Here is an 18,248-nt window from a genome sequence, read left to right on the forward strand (position 1 = left end):
GCACAGGTGGGGTCAACCTGCGCCCCTGGACGGCCGGGCGTCAGGCGACCCGACCAAGCCGGTGGTAAAGATTGGCATATTTGACTGATTCGGGCTGGTCCTGAACCTCGCGCAGATAATGGGCGATGGCGGTGCGGATCAGGCCGAAATCTTCGGGCGAGAAGACCGCGCGCGAACGGGCGGGCTGGGGATGGCCGGTGGTGTCGGTGGTCATGTCCTTGTCCTTTCAGATGCGCCGTTCATCGGCTTGCGTACAGCGATACGGACAAGGGTTGAGCGTTTGAAGGACGGTTAGTGGCCGCGTGTCATGATTGGATTTGGTATAATTGTCATTCTATGACAATATGACCATATGGCAGAGCTGACCGATCGCAAACTCTATCTTGGCCCCAAATTGCGCGTGCTGCGCCGGGAACTGGGCCTCAACCAGACGCGCATGGCCGAGGAATTGGGGGTTTCTCCCAGCTATCTCAATCATTTGGAGCGCAACCAGCGGCCACTGACGGCACAAATGCTGCTGCGGCTGGCCAATACTTATGACATCGATATTCGTGACTTTACCGCGACTCCGGCCGAGGGTGGTCCCGGCGAACTCAGCGAAATTTTGTCCGATGCGCTGGTGCGGGACATTGGGATCGCGCGCGACGAGGTGCTGGAGGTCGCGGAAAATTATCCGGGCGTGTCCGAAGCGCTCGCCCGATTCTATCGCGCGCTGACCGATTTGCGGCGCTTGCCGGGCGAGGCGGTCGCGGGCGCGCGCGGCCCGGCGCCGCTGGTTGCGCCGGTGGACTGGTTGCGCGAGATGATCGCGCGGGCGGGCAATCATTTCGCGGAGATCGATGCGGGGGCGGAGAGCCTGGCCGCGACGATGAGCGACGATCCGGCGCTGTTGCAGGCGGAATTGCGCGCGCGGTTGAAGGACCGGCATGGCATGGCGGTGCAGGTGGTGCGCGCCGATGTGCTGGCGGGGACGCTGCGCCATTATGACATGCACCGGCGGCGGTTGATGCTGAACGAGCGGCTGCCAGCGTCCGGGCGGCTGTTCGCCATCGCCTATCATCTGTGCGCGCAGGAACTGGCCGAGGCGATCGCGGCGCAGGTCGCGCGGGCCGCGCCGCCCGACGAAGATAGCCGCCGCATCGCCACTATGGCGCTGACCAACTATGCCGCCGCGGCGCTGATCATGCCCTATGATCGGTTCCGCCAGGCGTGCGAGCAGAGCCGCCACGACCTGGCCCTGCTGCGCGACCGGTTCGGGGTGTCGACCGAACAGCTGGCCCATCGGCTGACCAGCCTGGGGCGCACGGGGGCGCGGGGCATCCCCTTCTTCATGGTCAAGATGGACCGGGCGGGGCTGGTGTCCAAGCGGTTCGATGGCGAGGCCTGGCCCTTTGCCCGCTATGGCGGGGCGTGTCCGCGCTGGGACGCGTATGACGCGGCGGCGAGCGACACGGTGGCGTACCAGTTGATCGAGACGCTGGACGGGCGGCGCTTCGTCACGCTGGCGATGGGGATAGCGGGCGCACCGGGCGCGCGCGGCCGATCAGTGATCGCGATCGGGTGCGAGGCGAAACATGGGGGGCGGATCGTCCATGCCGACGGCATCGACCCGGACAAGGACGGCGCGACGGAGGTGGGGCCGACCTGCCCGCTATGCGAACGGCGCGCCTGCGCGGACCGGACCCTGCCGCCGGTGACGCGGGCGCTGGATTTGCACAGCTATGAGCGGACGGTCGCGCCGTTTCCGTTTCGGCGGGTTTGAGAGGGCGGCGCGGCGGACGCTGCGCCTTTGCCAAATGTGCGAAGTTCACACCGTCGCAGGCCACGCAATTGCTGGGGGACGGACGGGTGGCGTGGATTTCGCAATAGGAGAATTTTTGCGAAGTGCGGGGGGCGGGTGCATGGGTGCGCGGGGACGGACTGGGAGAAAGAGCGGGGCGATTGTCGCACGGGTTGGCGTGTGTAGGACAGGGAATTTATGGCCGATTGCGGAGCGTCCGGTTTGAAGTGCAGGCACTCAGATAGCTAGCGCCTGCACCGACGTTCATGTGCTAGATTTCAAGGTGCTTGATTTTTTCAATGGCGGGTTCGCCGTATTTTGCACTTAGCCAAGATAAAAATGCTGGTTCTACCACATTTATAAATGCCAGTTCTCCCGCCAATGTGCGCAACTGGTCAATGTTCAATTTTCCTTGCGTCGAATAATGGACCTTCGCAGAAATAATTCTTTTCCGCTGGTGGCCAATTCCAACCTCGCCATCATTCGATAAAACGACGCCGGTTACGGACCTCCTTGTGGCAGCAGTAACGAATGTCGTCTTAGAACGATTTAAGTTAAGTCGAGGATATGAAACTGATCGCGCAGCACTCGCAACCTCTTTCACCATATCTTTAAGCATTCCCGCACGCTGCCCAGAAAATGTCATATCATCTGCATAACGGGTATAATTTAGACGTCTCTTATTTGCCGATTCGGTAACGAGCGTATCAAATTCAAACATCAAAATATTGGAAACAATAGGCGACGATGGCGCCCCTATCGATAACTTCAGTATTCTTTCCCCTTTTGCGCGCCGAAATAGTATTTTCGCCGACATTAGACGATCATTATTATCGAAAATATCGTGATCATTGCAATAATTAATCCAATCATCTGCAACAATGGATGGGAAAAAATTCTCAAAGTCCAATTTCAGTATCGGCAGGCCACCCTTATGAGGGATCGCATTGTCGAGAATCGAGCGCCCCTTCCGATATGCCGTCGCTGCCGAGTGAACGGGCAAATTACATAGGATAGAATCAACCAACACCCGTTGTAGAACTTTCAGTTCCCTCGCGGGTTGGGCGATCTCTCTAGTCCCCCCAGATCGTTTTGGTATCGAAAAAACCTTGTACCGTTGAGGCGCACTCCTGATGATCCGCAAGACGTCATCGTGAGCCATGCCACTTTCAGCAACGAACAAATTTACTAGATCACTCATCTTTTGGAAACCGCTGTGAGGCTTACGATCGCATTGAACCGCGGAGCATCATTGGCCTTCCAAAACATCCTGATATCGTTGCGCCATCGTATCTTTTCTCTGAAGGGTGCGGCTTCATCAAGCGAATAGTCCAACGCGCTGTCACCGCCGGTTGCGACATAAAAAATGTGGTTGCCTTTTCGAACTCGGTCCAGCCAACCCAGCAAATGAGCGCAGTAGAAAAAGCTGTCAAACCGAATGTCTTGCACCTCAAATCTCTGGAGATGCCGCTTGATTTCGGTTTGCGTGAGAGCGCCCATTTCTCTACATAATCCTACCATTAATAGGATTGCATGACCGCTGTTTGCAGGATCGAATTTTGTCCATTTTGCCTTGGCGTCCAAGCGCGCTTGAACTGCAGGCAACATACTAGCTGAGAAATTAGCAACATTTAGAGAAGCGATACTGCCAGTATCATCGATACCGACCTCCAATCGATCTAAAACATGAATCCATTCATCGCCGTAACGATGCTCCAAGTATTTTACAGGACCGTTTCTAATAAATGAAACTTGGTTGTAAAAATAATCATCCAAAACAGCTAGGAGATTTGGGGCGATAGTATTTAATGCAGCAAACGCACCTAACTCAGCTAAACTGCCTGCACTTTCAGCAAATAACAATATTAGACCAACAACTTGAGCAATGTCAGACTCAAAGCTGAACAAGTCTTTGTATCCGGCATCACTCGTTAGCGGCTGCGCCGCTTCAGCAAGAACGATATTATAAGGCACTCCAGACGAAATGGCCATTCGATGAAATGCGTCACGAAGGACGATTGGCGCTAATAATTTATCATCGATAGCTCCTCCGCAGAGGAAGACTACTTGGTTTGGAGCATGAACCCGTAGAGTATCGGGCTTCATGCTAACCAAGAGATTATCTGGATGAAAAGCCACCATTTACCTGTGAAGGTGAGAAAGAGGGTGATGTCTTATCGAGCGTAGCGACCGGAGGCGATGAGACATCACCCTCTTTCGCACCGATAAAACTCGGCAATCAAATTAGGTCCAGCGAAACACCAGACACACCCTAAAAAGGGCGATACGCGTAAATGGTTAGCCTTGATAGCGTACGGTTGGGTTTAGTCAACCCATAAGTTGCCAGTAATCTTACTGTACGATAATCATACAGGCTGACTTACTGCGCCTTAAGACCCTTTTATTGTTCATTTCCGCTTCACGCAATTCACCCGCCTTTTGCCGTTGGCGAGGCGCTTCCAATCACGGGAAAATCACAGTTAAACGCCTACAAATTGCGCGACGGCACCCACCCCAAATAAAAAAGGGCCGCCCCAAGGGGCGACCCTTTTTCTATCCTCTCCCCATAACAGGGACAGTCAGGAGGCCGTTTAGTCGGCCTTCGTCTGGAGGTTGACGGCGGCGTATTTGCCGCGGCGGTCTACTTCCAGTTCGAAGTCGAGACGGTCGCCTTCGTTGAGGGCGGCCATGCCGGCGCGTTCGACGGCGCTGATGTGGACGAAGGCGTCGGGCTGGCCGTCATCGCGCTGAATGAAGCCGAAGCCCTTCATCGCGTTGAAGAATTTGACCGTGCCGCTGGAGCGTTCGCCGGTCAGCTGACGCTGAGGGCCGCCACGTTCCGCACCGCCGCCGAAACCGCCGGGCGCTGCACCGAAACCACCGGCGCGGGGTTCGCGCGGTTCGCGCGGCGGGCCGCGATCGGTGACGGGGAGCGGTTCGCCGTCGATGACCAGATCGGTCGCCGACACTTTGCCGCCACGATCGACCAGGGTGAAGCCGAGCTGCTGTCCTTCGGCGAGGCCGGTCAGGCCAGCCTGTTCCACGGCGCTGATGTGGACGAACACGTCTTCGCCGCCATCGTCACGAACGATGAAGCCGAAGCCCTTTTGCCCGTTGAAGAATTTGACGACGCCCCTGCCTTCGCCAACGACCTGCGCGGGCATGCCGCCACGACCGCCACCGCCGCCGAAACCACCGCCGCCGCCGCCGAAGCCGCCACCGCGCGGTGCGCCGCCGCCGAAGCCGCCGCGATCACCACCGCCAGCGCCACCGCCGAAGCCGCCACGATCACCACCGAAACCGCCGCCGCCGCCGAAGCGGTCACCGCCGCCGCCGAAGCCGCCGCCAAAACCACCGCGACCACCGCCGCCGCCACCGGCACCCTGATCGTAGAAATTGTCGTCGCCGAAACCGTCGCGCTTGTCCTTGCCGCGCCCGCCGCGGCGACCTCTGTCAAAACTCATGCCCTGTTAGTCACTTTCGCTTCGCCCCAAGACCATTCGGACACGCATGTCGGGCGAATGACATGCAAAATCCACCGCAAAGGCGGGTTTGGGAATCACTATATCAAATTTTCAGGGGAGCGCGAACGATTTTAACAGCGGCGGTCCCGTTCCGTTCCTTTTGCGCAAACCACTGTGCTTTGCGGGTAATATTCCCCTTCTTTCCGCCGCCGCAAAGCGTCGATTGCGATATGTCCGCTTTACCCATAGAGGGAGGATATGACCGTCCATTTCCATGAAGAAGATCTGCCCGCTGGCGTACTTGCCCCCGGCCCGATCGCCGTCGATACCGAAACCATGGGGCTGATCACCCCGCGCGACCGCCTGTGCGTCGTCCAGATAAGCGATGGCCAGGGCGACGAGCATCTGGTGCGGTTCAAGCCGGGCAGCGACTATGCCGCGCCGAACCTGCGCGCCGTGCTGGCCGACCCGGAGCGGCTCAAACTCTATCATTTCGGGCGGTTCGATATCGCCGCGATCCAGCATTATCTGGGCGTGGTGGCAGCCCCCGTCTATTGCACCAAGATCGCGTCGCGGCTGATCCGCACCTATACCGACCGCCATGGGCTGAAAGAACTGGTGCGCGAATTGCTGGGCCAGGACATCAGCAAGCAGCAGCAATCGAGCGACTGGGGCAACCCCGTGCTGAGCGATGCGCAGAAGGATTATGCGGCGTCCGACGTGCGCTATTTGCATGCGTTGCGCGCCGAGCTGGACAAGCGGCTGGTGCGCGAAGGGCGGATGGAATTGGCGCAGGCCTGTTTCGACTTCCTGCCGCACCGCGCCGCGCTCGACCTGGCCGGGTGGCCGGAGATCGACATTTTCGCGCATATGTAAGGAAGTCGAAGCCCCGTGTCCGTCCAGGCCGATCAGCAACGCGATGTGCGCCGCCAATGGGCGCAGCCGGGGGACAGCCATGACCGCATGGTCAAGCTGCTCAAAAACTGGCTGCCTGTGGCCGTCGGCGTGCTGAGCGCGTTGCTGGCGACGGCGCCGTTTACCGGCGGGGACAAGGTGAGCTTCGTCCTCGACAAGAATAAGGTCGATGTGGCGAAGGAGCGGATGCGGGTGACCGAGGCGCTCTATCGCGGCGAGGACAGCAAGGGGCAGCCCTTCTCGCTGCGCGCGGGGTCGGCGGTGCAGAAAAGCTCGCGCGAGCCGATCGTGGACTTGAACGCCATGTCGGCGCGCATCCTGCTGTCCGATGGCCCTGCCGTGCTGAGCGCGCAGAAGGGCCGCTATGATATGGACAGCGAGCGGGTCGGCATCGAGGGGCCGGTGCAGTTCGAGGCGGCGGGCGGATACAGGCTGACCACGCGCGATGTCGGCATCGACCTCAAATCGCGGCGGATGCAGAGCGCGGGCCGGGTCGACGGGCGCATCCCGATCGGCACGTTCAGTGCCGACCATCTGGAAGCGGACTTGGGCGCGCGGACGGTGACGTTGAATGGCCGGGCGAACTTGCGTATCGAACAAAATGGTCTCAAAGGGCGCAACTGATGACACGCTCCTTCCTTTTGCTGACGATCGGTGCCGTAGGCGCTGCCGGGATGATGTTCGCGGGCGCGGGGGCGCAGGTGATGCAGAATCATGACAGCAATGCGCCCGTCAATTTCAACGCCGACCGGATCGAGGTGCAGGACCGCGCCGACCGCGTCGTGGTGTCGGGCAATGTCGAAGTGACGCAGGCGGGCATGACGCTGAACGCCGCGCGCATGACGGTGGCCTATCGCAACCAGCCGGGCAGCGGCACGAGCGGCGTGGAGATCGACCGGATCGACGCGTCGGGCAATGTCGTGGTGACCAAGGGCGACCAGACCGCACGCGGCAATGTCGCCATTTACGACCTCAACAGCAAGCTGATCACGATGCTGGGCAATGTCGCGCTGACGCAGGGCGGCAATCGGCTGACCGGCGGGCGGCTGGTGATGGACCTCAATAGCGGGCGATCGACCGTGGACGGGCGGTCTTCGGGCGGCGCGGCGGGATCGACGACGAGTCCGAGCGGGCGCGTGTCGGGCACCTTCACCGTGCCGCAGCGGAAGAATTGACGCCCGCCGAGCGGGCTGTGCGCGACCGGGTGCTGGGTCGGGCAGAGGTCGAGGCGTTGCTGGCGGGGGCGTTGCCGCTGCACCTTATCGATTGCGATCTGGAGGGGGCGGACCTGAGCGGGCTCGCCCTGCCCGGCTGGACGTTCGAGACATGCCAGTTGCGGCGCGTAGATTGGACCGGCGCGCGGTTGGAGGGGACGGTGTGGCGATCCTGTCGTGGGGCGTTCGCGAATTTCGTGGGCGCGGACCTCAATGAAGCGCGCTTTGCCGCCTGTGACCTCAATAACAGCCAGTGGCGCGGGGCGCGGTTGGGCGCGGCTGTGTTCGAACGGTGCAAGCTGACCGGGGCCGACCTGTCGGAGATCAAGGCGTTCGACCTGCGCTTTGACGAGACGCTGCTGATCAACGCCAAATTGCCCGGCTTTTCCTTTCGCAAGCAAGTGTTGCAACGCATCGATTTCAGCGCGGCGGACCTGCGCAAATGCGATTTTCGCGATGCCCGGTTCGAGGAGTGCAGCTTGCGCAAGGCGCATCTGGCCGATGCAAGGTTCGATGGCGCGGATCTGCGCGGCGCGGATCTGGGCGGATTGCGGCTGAACGATGCCAGCCGCTTTCGCGGCGCAACGATCTCCCGCGCGCAGGCGAGCCAGTTGCTGGGCGAACTGGGGCTGAAGGTTCTGTAGCCGCACAAAAACAAGCCCGGCGCTCTTGCGAGGCACCGGGCAGGGTCAGGGTCTATGGCTGGGAGCCGACCCGATAGGGTGCTGCGTCAGCCCTTCTTTTCAGGCGGCAGGGTGATCTTCACATCCTCGCCATTCTGGCCGGGGAAGTTGGTGAACATCGCGTCGATCAGGTTCGGGACCAGATAGGTCAGCTTGTTGGACAGCGACTGGGCGCTCGCCTTGCCTTCGAACAGGCGGCGATTGTCGGCGGCGCGGTCGATCTTCATGCTGAGGTCGCTGGTATAGACGGTGTAGCTGGACACGTCGTTGAAACCGCCGCCGCCGAACAGCCAGGGATCATAGAAGCCATAGCCCCAGGGGCGACCCCAACGACCGCCAAAGCCACCGCCCCATGGGCCAAAGCCGCCATAACCGCCGCCGAAGCCGGTCGAGCGGACCTTTTCGCGGCCATTGTCGACATCATAGGCAACGCGGACGATGAGGTCGGCGCGCGCGGGATCGCTGGCCGGGACATAGCCGGTCTGCGCCAGACGCTGTCCGACCATGTCGGCATAATGGGCAAATTCGAGGCCGCCCGCGAGTTGCGGATTGTCGGCGACGATAGTGTAGCTCTGACCCGCGGGGGCCGGGAGCTGCTGGAAACGGGCGACATCGGCCTTGAACGGCGTGGCGCAGCCCGACAGCGCAACCAGCGCTAGGGCAGGCGCTGCGAACAGACCGAACTTTTTGAAACGGGTCATTTTTCTGCGTCCTGTATCAGGCATGAATCTATCTGCATCATTGGGGCCTGTTGTAGCAAGCCGCAACTGAACATCATTTGAACGCACGAGAAAACCGAACGGGCGCAAACCATGTCCTGTCACCGCAAGGACGCCGCGCCCGGCCGTAACCCGTAACTTTGGTCAGCGCATCAGCCCCATCGCGTCATAGGCGGCGCGCAGCGTCGGTTCGGCCGCCGCCGCTGCCTTGGCCGCGCCCTTGTCGAGAATCGCGTCGAGCGCGGCATCATCGGTGCGCAGTTCGAGGAAGCGCTGGCGAATCGGGCGCAGCGTTTCGACCAGCACTTCGCCCAGCGCCGGCTTGAACGCGCCGAAGCCCTTCCCCGCAAATTCGGCGCAGACGGCGTCGGGGGTGCGGACGGTCAGCGTGGCGAGAATGCCGACGAGGTTGCTCGCCTCCGGCCGGCCCGCCAGGCCTGCCGCGGTTTCGGGCAGCATTTCCTGGTCGCTCTTGGCCTTCTTCACCTTGGCCATGATCGCGTCGTCATCATCGGTCAGGTTGATGCGGCTCATGTCCGAAGGGTCCGACTTGGACATTTTTGCGCTACCATCGCGCAGCGACATGATGCGTGCGGATTCCTTGGGGATGATCGGGTCCGGCAGGGTGAAGAGATCGACACCGAAATCGCTGTTGAACTTGGCGGCGATGTCGCGCGCCAGCTCCAAATGCTGTTTCTGGTCTTCGCCCACGGGGACATGCGTCGCGTTATAGGCAAGGATGTCGGCGGCCTGCAGCACGGGATAGACGAACAGGCCGACCGACGCGCCTTCGCGATCCTTGCCTGCCTTGTCCTTGAACTGAGTCATGCGATTGAGCCAGCCGATGCGCGCGGTGCCGTTCAGCAACCAGCAGAGTTCGGCATGGGCGGGAACGCGGGCCTGGTTGAAGAGGACCGAGCGGTCCGGGTCGATCCCGGCGGCGACGAGTGCTGCGGCCATGTCGCGCACATTGCGGATACGCTGGTCGCGGGCCTCATGCACGGTGATGGAGTGCATGTCGGCGAGGAAGAAGAAGCATTGGCTATCCGCATCCATCTCGTCCTGCATCTTTACCCAGTTGCGGATCGCGCCGAGATAATTGCCAAGGTGCAGATTGCCGGTGGGCTGGATGCCGGAAAGGACGCGCATGGGATGATCCGTTCTATTGCGTTATGGTCGTGCCGCGCCGACGCATCAGCGCCTTGATATCGGACAGCCGGTAAGCGCCGGTGACGAAGCAGGCCAGCCCGTAGAGCGTGACGCCCGCGCCGACAAGTATGGCGAGCGCGATATAGCGTTGGACCATGGCTCCGCTGAGCCAGGGATCAAACAGGCTGGCCCCCGCGATCAGTGCGCCGCCCATGATGAGCGCGGCGAGCGCGAGCCGCGGCAGGCGACGGCGCAGCCCCGCATCGGCGGCAAAATGCCCGCGCTTGACCAGCGTGCGATACAGCATCGCCACATTGACGGTGGAAGCGAGCGCGGTGGCGAGAGGCGGCCCGATATGCCCCAGCGTCGGGATAAGCGCGGCATTGCCGACGATGTTGATGAGGATCGAGAGCATGGCGTAGCGCACCGGCGTCCGGGTATCGCCGCGCGCATAATAGCCCGGCGTCAGCACCTTGACGAGGACATAGGCGGGCAGGCCGATCGAGAAGGCGGACAGCGCCCAGCCGCAGCGCATCGCGTCATCGGCGGTGAAGCGGCCATATTGGAACAGGCCGCGCACGATCGGTTCGGCGACGGTCAGGAAGGCGATGGTGGCAGGCAGCGTCAGGAACAGAGCAAGTTCGATGCCCCGATTCTGCGTTTCCATCGCCGCGTCCTCCTCGCCCTTTGACAGCATCCGCGAGATGGTGGGGAGCAGGATGGTGCCAAGGCCGATGCCGATGAGGCCGAGCGGCAATTGGTTCAGTCGGTCGGCATAATAGATATAGGTGATCGATCCGGAGGCGAGCAGCCAGCCCGACAGCGCGGTGGAAACGAGCAGATTGACCTGCTGCGCCCCTGCCCCGGCCGCGGCGGGCACGATGAGGCGGAGGAGTTCGCGGACATCCTTGTCGAGGCGGGGGCGCTGGAGCTTGAGCGAGACGCCCGCGCGGCGGCAGGCCCAGATCAGCCAGAGCAGTTGCAGCGCGCCGCCCACCGTCACCGAGATCGCCTGCACCCGCGCGGTTTCATATTCGTCCGCGCCATGGAAGAACCACAGGCCGCTGATCATCGCGACATTGAGCAGGATCGGTGCAGCGGCATTGACCCAGAATTTGTCGAGCGAATTGAGGATGCCGCCCAGCAGCGAGGCGATGGAGATGAGCGCCAGATAAGGGATAGTGATGCGCGACAGGGTGACCGCGAAGGCGAACTGATCCGGCGTCGGATTCTGCCGCGAAAAGCCGCCGGACAGCGCCCAGGTGATCGGCCAGGCGGCGGCGATCAGCGCGAGGGTGAAGAGGATGAGGACCGGCAGCAGCACGGCAAGCGCGCGCTGGGCAAAGTCATAGCCCGCAGGCAGCCCGCCCTCGCCTGCCGCCTTCTTGTTGAACAGCGGGATGAAGGCGGCGGAAAAGGCACCCTCGGCAAAGAGCGCGCGGAACATATTGGGGAGGCGGAAGGCGACGCCGTTGAAGGCGTCCGACGCGAACCCTGCGCCGACATAGCGGGCGGCGAGGGAATCGCGCACCAGCGCCAGGATGCGACTGACGAGCGTCAGCCCGCCGACCGATCCCAGGGCGCGGACGAGTTTCATGGTATTACCCCCGTGCCCGTTCGGGCTGAGCCTGTCGAAGCCCCACACTTCCTTTTCAAAGAAAAGTGCAGCCCTTCGACAAGCTCAGGGCGAACGGAAACAGGGGTCATCCTGCGTGTCAGGCGTGGCCGGCCGGTTCGCCTGCGGTCTGTTCCAGCGCCTGGGCCTGTTGCAGGTAGAGCGCGCCGAAATCGATGGGGTCGAGCAGCAGCGGCGGGAAGCCGCCGTCGCGGATCGCGTCTGCCAGCACGCGGCGGGCGAAGGGGAAGATGAGGCGCGGCGCTTCTGCCAGCATGAAGGGCTGGATCTGCTCTTCGGGCACGTTGCGCATGCCGAAGATGGCGGCATAGAGCAGGTCGACGGCGAAGGCGGTGCCCTGGGGCGCTGTGGCTTTCACGTCGATCTTGAGCGAGATTTCCATCACTTCTTCACCGACGCGGTCTGCGCCGATGTTGAACTGGACGTCGATCTGCGGCTGGTCGGGCCACTGATAGACGGCCGGCGCATTGGGATTTTCGAAGGACAAGTCCTTCACATATTGGCTGATCAGCGCGATTTGCGGCGCGGTGTCGGCGCCGTTGCCCTGGCTGTTGATATAGGGGTTGGTGTCGGCTTCGTCGGCCATGGTCCGTCCTTATATGGTCAATAATGTCCGGTGGGCCGCAACCCCCCGCGATGTGACCCGCGCGCTTAGCAGGGGGCGCGGAGCAGGGCAATGGCACCGGCACGAAGGGGCTATTTGAAGTTACGGGCAAACATGCCTATGTTGGTTGGAACATTGTCCCCGCGCAAAGGGTATAGATTTCCGTGTATGTGATCGTCATCCTCGCCATGATAGCCGGTTTTCTGGCGCTCCGGCTCTATTCCGTGCTCGGCAAACGTACCGGGCATGAGCAGGAGCCTGCGCTCCGTCCCGCCGAAGACCGTGCCAAGGTGACGGTGCTGCAGCCCCGACCGATGGCCGAGGGTTCGGGCGATTCGGTGCGCCTGGCCGACGGGTTGATCGCGCCGGGGGCGGAAAATGGCGTGCGCGCCTTGATCGCCGCCGATCGCAGCTTCGATGTGCCGCAGTTCGTCGATGGAGCCAAAAGCGCCTATCGCATGGTGCTGGAGGCCTTTTGGCGCGGTGACCGGGACGAGCTGGCCTGGTTGTGCGACGAGGATGTGCGCGCTTCCTTTGAAGCTGCGATCGCCGCGCGCGAGGCCGAGGGCCATGTGCTCGACAACCGGCTGGTGCGGATCGAAAAGGCGCAGATCATGGAAGCCTCCGTCAATGGCGGCGTCGCGCAGATCGCGCTGCGCTTCGAAGCCGATATCGCCGCCGTCACGCGCGATCAGGACGGCAATGTCGTCGCCGGGTCGATGACCGATGCGGTCGGGACCAACGATATCTGGACCTTTACCCGCGACGTCCGCAGTGCCGATCCCAACTGGAAGCTCAGCGAAACCGACGAAGCGTGATCGGCGCATGATGCTGCGTTCTAGGGCGGGCGCGCTGGGCGCTGCACTGCTGCTGTCGGCCTGTTCGGGCAGCATGATCCCGCCGTCCGCGACTGGCCCTGCGCCGTCGCGGCCTGGGTCGTCCGGAGAAGTCGCCACCCGCCCTACCCCGGCAACGCCGCGCCCCACCCTTCCCGTCGAGATGCCAACCGACCCGGCGCTGGTGCCGGGCACCGCCGCCGCCTTGGGCGTGACGCGCGGGCCGGAGGTTGGTAGCCTGATCCCGTCGGGCGAGCGTTCGCGGCTGGCGTTGCAGGCGTTTCGCATTTCCTGCCCTACGCTGATGCGGCGCACCGATGCGAGCGGACTGACCAGGGGGTCGGACTGGAACAATGCCTGCGCGGCGGCATCTAGCTGGCCGGACACCAGCGCCAGCGAATTTTTCTCCCGCTATTTCGAAGCGGTGCAGGTGGGCGATGGCGCAGCCTTCGTCACCGGCTATTATGAGCCGGAAATCGCCGGGTCGCGCACGCGCCAGCCGGGCTATGACGTGCCCATCTATCGCCGCCCAACCGACCTGATCGACGTCGATCTGGGCCAGTTCAGCGAGACCCTCAAAGGCCGCACGATCCGGGGCAAGGTCGCGGGCACCAAGTTCGTGCCTTATGACGAGCGCAAGCAGATCGTCAGCGGCGCGCTGGCCGGACGCGGGCTGGAACTGGCCTATGCGGCCGATCCGGTCGAATTCTTCTTCCTGCAGGTACAGGGCAGCGGGCGGCTGAACCTGCCCGACGGCGGCGTCATGCGCATCGGTTATGATGGGCAAAATGGCCGCGATTATACCGGCATCGGCAAGCTGATGAAGGATCGCGGGCTGATCAAGGCCGGGTCGATGCAGGACATCATGCAATATTTGCGCGCCAACCCGGTCGAGGGTGCGGGAATCATGAACGAGAATAAGAGCTTCGTCTTTTTCCGCGAACTGACCGGCGCGGGGCCGATCGGCGCGCTGGGCGTGCCGGTGACGGCCGAAGGGACGGTCGCTGCCGATCCCAAATATGTGCCGCTGGGCGCGCCGGTGCTGCTCTCGCTCGACCGGGCCGAACCCAATGGCATGTGGATCGCGCAGGATACGGGCGGCGCGATCAAGGGGGCCAATCGCTTCGACAGTTTCTGGGGTGCAGGAGCGCGGGCGCGCGGCATTGCAGGGGGTATGTCGGCGCGGGGCAGTGCGCTCATTCTGCTGCCGATCGGGTCGGTCGCCCGCCTCACCCGACCCTGACCGGGGTGGCGATGGCGCGGCGGTATCTTTCGACCGATGAGCAGGCGCTGTGGAGCGCGCTTGCCCGGACGGTGCGACCGCTGCGCCCGCTGGCCCAAGCGCCTGTCCCTCTGCCGGTGGTGACTATCGACCCTCCAGCGAAAAAGGCCATTGCGCAGCCCCCTGCCCGCCCCACTCCACCGCCTGCGCCTGTCCGCACGCCTGCCGCCGTACTGGACACGGGTTGGGAAAAGCGCATCCGCAATGGCGCGGTCAGCCCGGAGATGAGCATCGACCTGCACGGCCATAGCCTGTCGGCGGCCCACGCCCGGTTGCACCAGGCGCTGGGCGTGGCGCTGGCGCAGGGGGTGCGGGTGATATTGGTGGTGACGGGCAAGCCGCCCAAGGGCGCGCTGTCCGACAGCGCGGCGCGGCGCGGCGCGATCCGGGCCGAGATCGGCCATTGGCTGGAAACCAGCGCCCATGCCGACCGGATCGCCAGCGTCCGTGTCGCCCATCCGCGCCATGGCGGCGACGGCGCGCTCTATTTGATATTGCGGCGCCGAAAATAGCGTTGTCATCGCAAAGTCGCTGACCCTTTCTTAACCACCGTCCTTCATATCCTTGCCCCCTAAGGCTTCATCGTGGAGCGTGCGCCGGGACAGGGACAGATGATGCGGGGGGTGACGTTAAAAAGCCGCGCTGCTGCGTTCGCCTGCTCCGCAGGTGCGCTTGTCTTCATCCTGTCGCTCATCCTGGGCTATACGCCCGGCCAGCCCGATGACATCGGGCAGATCAGCCGCGCACTGATCATCGCCATATTATGCGGGACGATGAGCTGGGCTTCGGCGCGCCAAACGGTCGCGACCACCGCCACCGCCATCGACATGGCGACCGAACGGCTCGTGTCGGCCGCGCATGGCGACCTGCAATCGCCGGTGCCGGGCGATATCGCGCGCGAAATGCCCGATCTTTCCGTGGCGATGGAAAGCCTGTTCAGCCAGGTGCGGACCAATTTGGATCATGTCCAGACGCTCGCGCTGTTCGACCAGATTACCGGCCTTGCCAATCGCACCAGCTTTTGCCGTCAGGTCGAACGCCATCTCGCCGAGCGGGTGGAAGAGCGCAAGGCCGCTTTGTTCTTCATCGATTTGGACGGGTTCAAGGGCGTCAATGATACGCTGGGCCATGCGGCGGGCGACCAATTGCTGGCGCGGGTCGCGGGGCGGCTGCGCGAAGTGGTGATGGCGCAGGTCGCCGCCGGGTCGGGCGATGCCGTGATCGGGCGGCTGGCGGGTGACGAGTTCACCATGTTCTTCCCCAACCTGCCCGGCCATAGTGCCGCCGCGCGCATTGCCCGCGCGATCCAGTTCGCGCTGGGCGAACGGTTTGACCTCGGCAGTCAGCATGTCGACCTGGGCGCATCGATCGGCATCGCCTGCTACCCCGACCATGGCGAGACGCTGACGGCTTTGCTGCGCGCGGCCGATGTCGCCATGTATCATGCCAAGCATGAAGGGCGCGGCCGTGCGGAAATGTATAGCGCGGAACTGGCGCTGGAGGCATCCGACCGGGCCGACCTGGAACGCGATTTGATGCTGGCGTTGCAGCGTGACGAGTTCATTCTGGAATTTCAGGCGCAGATCGATATTGGCAGCGGCAGCGCGGTGGCGGCCGAGGCGCTGGTGCGCTGGGCGCATCCCGAACGCGACATCCTCATGCCGGGCGCATTCGTCACCGTCGCAGAAGAAAGCGGCGTGATCGTCGCGCTGGGCGACTGGGTGATGGACAGGGTGTGCGAAACCGCCGCGCGCTGGGCAGCGGCGGGCATAAGCCAACGGATCGCCATCAACATCTCCACCCGCGAACTGGGGCAGGCTGATTTCTTCCTGCGCCTGCGCCACGCCATTGCCACCCACCAGACGCCGACGACGATGCTGGAACTGGAGATCAGCGAGTCGCTGGCGATGGAGATGGAGCCGCGCGTGCTGGATCAGTTGGCGGCGCTGCGACGCGACGGGGTGCGGGTGGCGATCGACGATTTCGGCACCGGCTATTCCAACCTGTCGCGGTTGAAGGAATTGCCGGTGGATCGCGTAAAGATCGACCGCAGCCTGGTACGCGACATAGCCACGTCGGCCGAGGCACGGACCATCTGTTCGGCGGTGGTCGGCCTGATCCAGGGGCTGGGCCTGGAAGTGGTGGTCGAGGGGATAGAGAGCGAGGCGCAGATGGACATGCTGCGCGTCATCGGCTGCACGCAGTTTCAGGGCTATCATCTCGCCCGGCCGACGGGCGAACAAGCCTATCTCGACCGTTTCGCCCTGACCGAAAGCCCGGACCGCGTCCTGTTGCTGCGCCAGCCAGAGCCACGCCGGGGCTGATCAGCCCCGCAGCGCGCGCGCGACGATCAGCGCGTAGATGCGCTGCAAATCACGCAAATCCTGCACCGCGACCGCTTCGTCAAGCTTGTGCATCGTCGCATTGTTGAGGCCGAATTCCACCACCGGGCAAAGGCGCGAGAGGAAGCGGGCGTCCGACGTGCCGCCGGTGGTCGACAGGTCGGTGGCAAGGCCGGTGACATCGCGGATCGCGCCGCTGACCAGATCGCTGAACGCACCGGGCGGGGTCAGGAAGGGTTCGCCGCTGATCTTCGCCTCGACCGTGCCGCCCTCAGTCGCGGCGATGGCGGTGATCCGTTCGATCAGCGACGCGCCGCTATGCCGGTCGTTGAAGCGGATCGAAATGCGCGCGGTCGCGAGGCCGGGAATGACATTATGCGCCGGATTGCCGACGTCGAGGTCGGTGATTTCGATATTGCTGGGCTGGAACCAGTCAGTGCCCTCGTCCAGCGTCTCGGCCTCTATCGCGGACAGGATGCGGACCAGCTTCGGGATCGGATTGTCGGCGAGATGGGGATAGGCGACATGGCCCTGACTGCCCGCCACGCTGATCCACATATTGACCGAGCCGCGGCGCCCGACCTTGACCACGTCGCCCAGTTGCGCCGAGCTGGTCGGTTCGCCGACGAGGCAGAGGTCGGGGCGCAGTTCGCGCGCGGCCATCCGCTCCATCAGCGCGAGCGTGCCATGAACGGCCGGGCCTTCCTCATCGCCGGTGATGATCAGGCTGATCGTGCCGGGCAGGTCGTCGGGCAGATCCTGCAGCGCCGCGACGAAGGCGGCGATAGAGCCCTTCATGTCCACCGCGCCGCGGCCGTAGAGCAAATCGCCGCGCTGTTCGGGAACGAACGGGTCGCTGGTCCAGCCCGGCCCCGGCGGCACGACGTCGAGATGCCCGGCAAAGGCGAAATGCTTGCCGCCGCCCGTGGTGCGCCAGGCGAGGAGATTTTCGACCGGGCCATCAGGCGCGTCGCCGGTGACGAAACGATCGACGGTAAAGCCCAGCGGTTCCAGCATAGCCTCAAGCGCTGTAAAGACGGCGCCGGTTGCAGGTGTTACGGAGGGGCAGGCAAGCAGTTGCTCGGCGAGCGCCACGACATCATGATTGGCTCTGGTGCTGGTCATACCAAGGCGTTAGCGAAAGCCGGGCCGCTTGGCCAGCAGGAGGAGACAAGGCCGTGCCCCGGATCGACCTGGATGCCATCGCGCAGACCAATGCCACCGGCTATCCCGCGCGCCATGCCGACATCGTCGCCGGGCGGTGGGTCAGGCGGCTTGGCCCGGCAAGCGATCTCTCCGATTTCGGCGTGAGCCATGTCGTGCTGAAACCCGGCGCGGCGTCGTCCCACCGGCATTGGCATGAGGATGAGGACGAGTTTGTCGTGATGCTGGCGGGGGAAGCTGTCCTAATCGAGGAGGATGGCCGCACATTGATGCGCGCGGGCGACATGGCGGCCTTTCCCAAGGGCGAGCCGAATGGCCATCATCTGGTCAATGAAAGCGACGCCGATTGCGCCTTCCTGGCGTTCGGGCGGCCGCCAACCGGCGATTGCCATTATGCCGACATCGACCTGCGATGGTCGAGCGGTCAATATCGCCACAAGGATGGGAGCGGCTTTTGACG

Annotated in this window: 19 protein-coding genes; 10 read left to right on the top strand and 9 right to left on the bottom strand. The window is 63.1% G+C overall.

Features of this window, described 5'->3' with window-relative positions:
* Window positions 1–40: 40 nt before the first annotated feature.
* Complete coding sequence (locus tag BSY17_RS21545) at window positions 41–214, bottom strand: hypothetical protein (RefSeq protein ID WP_171899211.1); 174 nt, start codon at window positions 212–214, stop codon at window positions 41–43.
* Window positions 215–352: 138 nt separating this feature from the next.
* On the opposite strand from BSY17_RS21545, the gene BSY17_RS08945 reads away from it, so the two are divergent.
* Window positions 353–1,762: a helix-turn-helix domain-containing protein gene (locus tag BSY17_RS08945; RefSeq protein ID WP_069065251.1), complete on the top strand. Its 1,410-nt coding sequence runs from the start codon at window positions 353–355 to the stop codon at window positions 1,760–1,762.
* A 289-nt stretch (window positions 1,763–2,051) separates the two neighbouring features.
* Here the strand turns inward: BSY17_RS08945 and BSY17_RS20910 are convergent, their stop codons facing one another.
* The 3 genes from BSY17_RS20910 to BSY17_RS22085 all read right to left on the bottom strand — a co-directional run bounded on the left by BSY17_RS20910 (window position 2,052) and on the right by BSY17_RS22085 (window position 5,244).
* Window positions 2,052–2,981 carry a retron St85 family RNA-directed DNA polymerase gene (locus BSY17_RS20910; protein WP_083217089.1) on the bottom strand — a complete coding sequence of 310 codons (930 nt, stop codon included), beginning with the start codon at window positions 2,979–2,981 and terminating at the stop codon, window positions 2,052–2,054.
* Entirely contained in the window at window positions 2,978–3,886 is a 909-nt protein-coding gene (locus BSY17_RS21255; RefSeq protein WP_150125758.1) for a retron St85 family effector protein, read from the bottom strand. Before BSY17_RS21255 ends, BSY17_RS20910 begins: the two co-directional genes overlap by 4 nt.
* Before the next feature lie 485 nt (window positions 3,887–4,371).
* Entirely contained in the window at window positions 4,372–5,244 is an 873-nt protein-coding gene (locus BSY17_RS22085; RefSeq protein WP_069065253.1) for a cold-shock protein, read from the bottom strand.
* Window positions 5,245–5,502: 258 nt separating this feature from the next.
* Between BSY17_RS22085 and BSY17_RS08960 the strand changes: the two genes are divergently transcribed.
* The 4 genes from BSY17_RS08960 to BSY17_RS08975 are packed head-to-tail and all read left to right on the top strand — an operon-like array spanning window position 5,503 to window position 8,017.
* Window positions 5,503–6,120 carry a ribonuclease D gene (locus BSY17_RS08960; RefSeq protein WP_037473566.1) on the top strand — a complete coding sequence of 206 codons (618 nt, stop codon included), beginning with the start codon at window positions 5,503–5,505 and terminating at the stop codon, window positions 6,118–6,120.
* A 15-nt stretch (window positions 6,121–6,135) separates the two neighbouring features.
* Entirely contained in the window at window positions 6,136–6,783 is a 648-nt protein-coding gene (locus BSY17_RS08965) for an LPS export ABC transporter periplasmic protein LptC (RefSeq protein ID WP_069065254.1), read from the top strand.
* The gene (locus BSY17_RS08970) at window positions 6,783–7,334 is read left to right on the top strand and encodes an LptA/OstA family protein (protein ID WP_069065255.1); all 552 of its coding nucleotides are present in this window, start codon (window positions 6,783–6,785) and stop codon (window positions 7,332–7,334) included. The genes BSY17_RS08965 and BSY17_RS08970 overlap by 1 nt, the downstream gene beginning before the upstream one ends.
* Window positions 7,331–8,017: a pentapeptide repeat-containing protein gene (locus BSY17_RS08975; protein WP_069065256.1), complete on the top strand. Its 687-nt coding sequence runs from the start codon at window positions 7,331–7,333 to the stop codon at window positions 8,015–8,017. Before BSY17_RS08970 ends, BSY17_RS08975 begins: the two co-directional genes overlap by 4 nt.
* 86 nt (window positions 8,018–8,103) lie before the next feature.
* Here the strand turns inward: BSY17_RS08975 and BSY17_RS08980 are convergent, their stop codons facing one another.
* From BSY17_RS08980 to secB, 4 genes are all read right to left on the bottom strand, one after another.
* Window positions 8,104–8,757 carry a DUF4136 domain-containing protein gene (locus BSY17_RS08980; RefSeq protein WP_069065257.1) on the bottom strand — a complete coding sequence of 218 codons (654 nt, stop codon included), beginning with the start codon at window positions 8,755–8,757 and terminating at the stop codon, window positions 8,104–8,106.
* Window positions 8,758–8,919: 162 nt separating this feature from the next.
* Window positions 8,920–9,924: a tryptophan--tRNA ligase gene (gene trpS, locus BSY17_RS08985; RefSeq protein WP_069065258.1), complete on the bottom strand. Its 1,005-nt coding sequence runs from the start codon at window positions 9,922–9,924 to the stop codon at window positions 8,920–8,922.
* 13 nt (window positions 9,925–9,937) lie between these two features.
* On the bottom strand, window positions 9,938–11,521 hold the full coding sequence (gene murJ / locus BSY17_RS08990) for a murein biosynthesis integral membrane protein MurJ (protein ID WP_069065259.1): 1,584 nt from the start codon (window positions 11,519–11,521) through the stop codon (window positions 9,938–9,940).
* A 118-nt stretch (window positions 11,522–11,639) separates the two neighbouring features.
* A complete protein-coding gene (gene secB / locus BSY17_RS08995; protein ID WP_037473556.1) occupies window positions 11,640–12,146 on the bottom strand; it encodes a protein-export chaperone SecB in 507 nt (168 codons plus the stop codon).
* A gap of 182 nt (window positions 12,147–12,328) precedes the next feature.
* Between secB and BSY17_RS09000 the strand changes: the two genes are divergently transcribed.
* From BSY17_RS09000 to BSY17_RS09015, 4 genes are all read left to right on the top strand, one after another.
* Window positions 12,329–12,982 (top strand): Tim44/TimA family putative adaptor protein, encoded by a 654-nt coding sequence (locus BSY17_RS09000; RefSeq protein WP_069065260.1) that lies wholly within the window; start codon window positions 12,329–12,331, stop codon window positions 12,980–12,982.
* A 7-nt stretch (window positions 12,983–12,989) separates the two neighbouring features.
* A complete protein-coding gene (locus tag BSY17_RS09005) occupies window positions 12,990–14,243 on the top strand; it encodes a murein transglycosylase A (RefSeq protein ID WP_069065261.1) in 1,254 nt (417 codons plus the stop codon).
* Between the two features lie 11 nt (window positions 14,244–14,254).
* A complete protein-coding gene (locus BSY17_RS09010) occupies window positions 14,255–14,794 on the top strand; it encodes a Smr/MutS family protein (protein WP_069066870.1) in 540 nt (179 codons plus the stop codon).
* Window positions 14,795–14,896: 102 nt separating this feature from the next.
* Window positions 14,897–16,606 (top strand): putative bifunctional diguanylate cyclase/phosphodiesterase, encoded by a 1,710-nt coding sequence (locus BSY17_RS09015; protein WP_069066871.1) that lies wholly within the window; start codon window positions 14,897–14,899, stop codon window positions 16,604–16,606.
* Here BSY17_RS09015 and dapE read toward each other — a convergent pair whose 3' ends face one another.
* Complete coding sequence (gene dapE / locus BSY17_RS09020; RefSeq protein ID WP_069065262.1) at window positions 16,607–17,749, bottom strand: succinyl-diaminopimelate desuccinylase; 1,143 nt, start codon at window positions 17,747–17,749, stop codon at window positions 16,607–16,609.
* Window positions 17,750–17,802: 53 nt separating this feature from the next.
* Between dapE and BSY17_RS09025 the strand changes: the two genes are divergently transcribed.
* Window positions 17,803–18,246 (top strand): cupin domain-containing protein, encoded by a 444-nt coding sequence (locus BSY17_RS09025; protein WP_069065263.1) that lies wholly within the window; start codon window positions 17,803–17,805, stop codon window positions 18,244–18,246.
* Window positions 18,247–18,248 lie beyond the last annotated feature (2 nt).

This window comes from Sphingobium sp. RAC03, assembly GCF_001713415.1.
GTDB lineage: Bacteria > Pseudomonadota > Alphaproteobacteria > Sphingomonadales > Sphingomonadaceae > Sphingobium.